This is a genomic window from Burkholderia sp. LMG 13014, from assembly GCF_905232215.1.
Taxonomy (GTDB): Bacteria; Pseudomonadota; Gammaproteobacteria; order Burkholderiales; family Burkholderiaceae; genus Burkholderia.
Genome location: NZ_CAJNKE010000536.1, coordinates 1 through 3980, shown reverse-complemented (window position 1 = coordinate 3980; position 3980 = coordinate 1). Strand labels below are relative to the sequence as shown.

General features: G+C 64.8%; 3 protein-coding genes. 2 read left to right on the top strand and 1 reads right to left on the bottom strand.

What is annotated here, in order from left to right; all coding sequences use genetic code 11:
* Nucleotides 1-1722 (bottom strand): Rne/Rng family ribonuclease (locus JYJ84_RS30360; protein WP_205189871.1); only part of this gene is annotated, 1722 nt, incomplete at its 3' end.
* 721 nt (nucleotides 1723-2443) lie between these two features.
* Here JYJ84_RS30360 and JYJ84_RS30355 point away from each other — a divergent pair.
* Complete coding sequence (locus tag JYJ84_RS30355) at nucleotides 2444-3448, top strand: RluA family pseudouridine synthase (protein WP_122946630.1); 1005 nt, start codon at nucleotides 2444-2446, stop codon at nucleotides 3446-3448.
* Between the two features lie 5 nt (nucleotides 3449-3453).
* On the top strand, nucleotides 3454-3980 hold a 527-nt coding region (locus JYJ84_RS30350), incomplete at its 3' end, for an HAD-IA family hydrolase (RefSeq protein ID WP_205189870.1).

Sequence of the window (3980 nt, the reverse complement as noted above, 5' to 3'; positions counted from 1 at the left end):
CTTCAGCCAGCCGAAGAAGCCGCCGCTTGCCGGCGCGACAGGCGCGGGCGCGGGTGCGGCAACGGGTTCGACCGGACGCTGCGGGGCCGGGCTCGGGGCCGGACGCTCGGGCGTGATGCCCTTGACCGCGGCTTCCTGCTTCGGCTTCACTTCCGCCGCGCGCTTGCTGTAGCCGGTTTCCGACTCGAGTTCGCGGGCGGCTTCCTCGGCCATCTTCCAGGATGCGCGCGGATCGTCGAGACGTGCGTCGTCGTGGCGCAGGCGCTCGAGCTTGTAGTGCGGCGTATCGAGGTGCTTGTTCGGGATCAGCACGATGCCGACCTTGAAGCGCGACTCGATCTTGTTGATTTCCTGACGCTTTTCGTTGAGCAGGAAGGCGGTCACTTCGACCGGCACCTGGCAGTGGATCGCCGCGGTGTTTTCCTTCATCGCTTCTTCCTGAATGATCCGCAGCACTTGCAGCGCGGACGATTCGGTGTCGCGGATGTGGCCCGTGCCGTTACAGCGCGGGCACGTCACGTGGCTGCCTTCCGACAAAGCCGGGCGCAGGCGCTGGCGCGACAGTTCCATCAGGCCGAAGCGGGAGATCTTGCCCATCTGCACGCGCGCACGGTCGTGCTTGAGCGCGTCCTTCAGGCGTTGCTCGACTTCGCGCTGGCTCTTGGCCGATTCCATGTCGATGAAATCGATCACGATCAGGCCGCCGAGGTCGCGCAGGCGGAGCTGGCGGGCGACTTCGTCGGCCGCTTCGAGGTTCGTGCGGGTGGCCGTTTCCTCGATGTCCGCGCCCTTGGTCGCGCGTGCCGAGTTCACGTCGATCGCGACGAGTGCTTCGGTGTGGTCGATCACGATCGCGCCGCCCGACGGCAGCGGCACCGTGCGCGAGTACGCGGTCTCGATCTGGTGTTCGATCTGGAAGCGGGAGAAGAGCGGCACGTCGTCGTGGTAGCGCTTCACCTTCGCGACGTTGTCCGGCATCACGATGTCCATGAATGCACGGGCCTGATCGTGGATCTCGTTCGTATCGATCAGGATTTCGCCGATATCCGGCTGGAAATAGTCCCGGATCGCGCGGATCACGAGGCTCGATTCCAGATAGATCAGCATCGGCTGGCCGGGGTTGCCGCTTTGCGACGCCGCTTCGATCGCGCGCCACAGTTGCAGCAGGTAGTTCAGGTCCCACTGCAGTTCCTCGGCGCTGCGGCCGATGCCCGCGGTACGGGCGATCATGCTCATGCCGTCCGGGATCTGCAGTTGCGCCATCGTCTCGCGCAGTTCCTGACGCTCGTCGCCTTCGATCCGGCGCGACACGCCGCCGCCGCGCGGGTTGTTCGGCATCAGCACCAGATAACGGCCGGCGAGCGAGATGAACGTGGTGAGGGCAGCGCCCTTGTTGCCGCGCTCTTCCTTCTCGACCTGGACGATCAGCTCCTGGCCTTCACGCAGGGCATCCTGAATGCGCGCGGAGCGCATGTCGATGCCTTCCTTGAAGTACTGGCGGGCGACTTCCTTGAACGGCAGGAAGCCGTGGCGGTCTTCGCCGTAATTGACGAAGCACGCTTCGAGCGACGGCTCGATGCGGGTGATGACACCTTTGTAGATATTGCCTTTGCGCTGTTCGCGCCCGGCTGTCTCGATGTCGATGTCGATGAGCTTTTGCCCGTCGACGATGGCGACGCGCAGCTCCTCCTGCTGCGTCGCATTGAACAGCATGCGTTTCATGAACGGCTCCAGGCGGCTCTGCTGGCGGCGCCTCGCGGTTGTCAGTCGCGAAGGCGGGAACGACGGCAGGCCGCGCCTTGTTGTGTTGTCACAAGCACGCTGGAGCGGGAACGATGGCGGGGAGAATTGCCTGAAGAGGCGCTTGGGCCCGAAAGACGGGGCCGGCGGCCGTAGGGCACCTGCGAATACGGTTTCAAAGCACGGCGTTCACACACCGCACGCTGCAGAAGCGCGCTAAGCCTGAGTCCGGGCATTGCCACGGGCGCGCGCAATGCGTCGCGCGCGCCGACGGGCGGCAGATGCTGCGGCTTGGGCCGCAGCGGGGAGTATCGAATCCAGCCCGACTTTCCCGCTTGGGGTGTACTTCCCTGGTTTGACGTCGCCAAGTCCCGCACGCTTCGCGGAACCAAATCGGGCGCAACGCCGTAATTTTCGCAACCGGCAGCCTGCGGACGCACTTCGCGCCGTCTGGCTGCCGATCGAATTCTTTTCAACCAACTTTCCGTTACCGCGGCGCCTTGCCGACCGAATCCGCCTGTGGGCGCGATCCTTGCCGGCGAGCGGTGCCGTGCGTGCAACTTGCTGCATCTCTTTGATTAGGGGCGAGCAGCAGACCCCCGGCGCAAGTAAAATAACGGTTTGTGCTTGCGCCTTGCCCGCTCAGTCCGGGCCGGCCGGTGAGGCCGCCCACAACGTCAGGCTGGGCAAAATTATATTCAGTATGAACGAGTTAGGCAAAATATCCCAGAATTCGGTCGCAAGCGGCCAGGTATCGATGCTCGAGATCGACGAAAGCTCGGCCGGTCAGCGTATCGACAACTTCCTGTTGCGCGTCTGTAAAGGCGTGCCGAAAAGCCATATTTACCGGATCCTGCGCAGCGGCGAAGTGCGCGTGAATAAGGGTCGGGTCGATGCGCAGTACCGGCTCGCATTCGGCGACATCGTTCGCGTGCCGCCCGTGCGCGTGGCCGCGGCCGACCTCGCGCGCGCGGAGGCGACCATCGTGCCGCCCGCGCACTTCGACGTGCTGTTCGAGGACGACGCAATGCTCGTCATCAACAAGCCGGCCGGGGTCGCGGTACACGGCGGCAGCGGTGTCGCGTTCGGCGTGATCGAGCAGATGCGCCAGGCACGCCCGCGCGCGAAATTCCTCGAACTGGTGCACCGGCTCGACCGCGAGACGTCCGGCGTCCTGATGCTTGCGAAGAAGCGCACGGCACTCGTCGGCCTGCACGAACAGATCCGCGAGAACAAGATGGACAAGCGCTACTTCGCGTGCGTCCACGGCGAATGGCAGTCGGACTGGGGCCGCCGCCGCGCGGTGAAGGCACCGCTGTTCAAGTATTCGACCCCGGAAGGGGAGCGCCGCGTGCGCGTGCAGGACGACGGGCTGCCGTCGCACACGGTGTTCAACCTCGTCGACCTGTGGCCCGAGTACGCGCTTCTCGAAGCGGAACTCAAAACGGGTCGGACCCATCAGATCCGTGTGCACCTCGCGCATCTCGGCCTGCCGATCGCCGGCGACGCCAAGTATGGCGATTTCGCACTGAACAAGGCGCTGGCGCGCGCGAATGCGCAGCCGTCGTTGAAACGGATGTTCCTGCATGCGTACCGGCTGCGCCTCGCTCACCCGCTGACCGGCGAGGCGCTGCAGTTCGATGCGCCGCTGCCGGACGAATGCCGGCGCTTCCTCGACCAACTCAGCGCACTGCGCGATAACGCCTGAACCGCATGGCTCGACAGCAATTTGACCTGATCGTCTTCGACTGGGACGGCACGCTGATGGATTCGACTGCGCATATCGCGCACAGCATCCAGGCTGCATGCCGCGATCTCGGCCTGCCCACGCCGTCCGACGAGGCGTCGCGCTACGTAATCGGCCTCGGCCTGCGCGATGCGCTGCAGATTACGGCTCCGACCCTCGATCCGTCCGACTATTCGCGGCTCGCCGAGCGCTACCGCTATCACTATCTGCTCGACGACCAGCGCATCGAGCTGTTCGCCGGCGTGCGCGAACTGCTCGCCGAGTTGCGTGACACGGGCTATCTGCTTGCCGTCGCAACCGGCAAGGGCCGGGTCGGGTTGAACCGCGTGCTCGATCAGTCGAAGCTGACGAGCCTGTTCGATGCGACGCGCTGTGCGGATGAAACCTTCTCGAAGCCCCATCCGGCGATGCTGCATGAACTGTCCCGGGAATTGGGTCAGGACCTGTCGCGCACCGTGATGATCGGTGACACGACGCACGACCTGCAGATGGC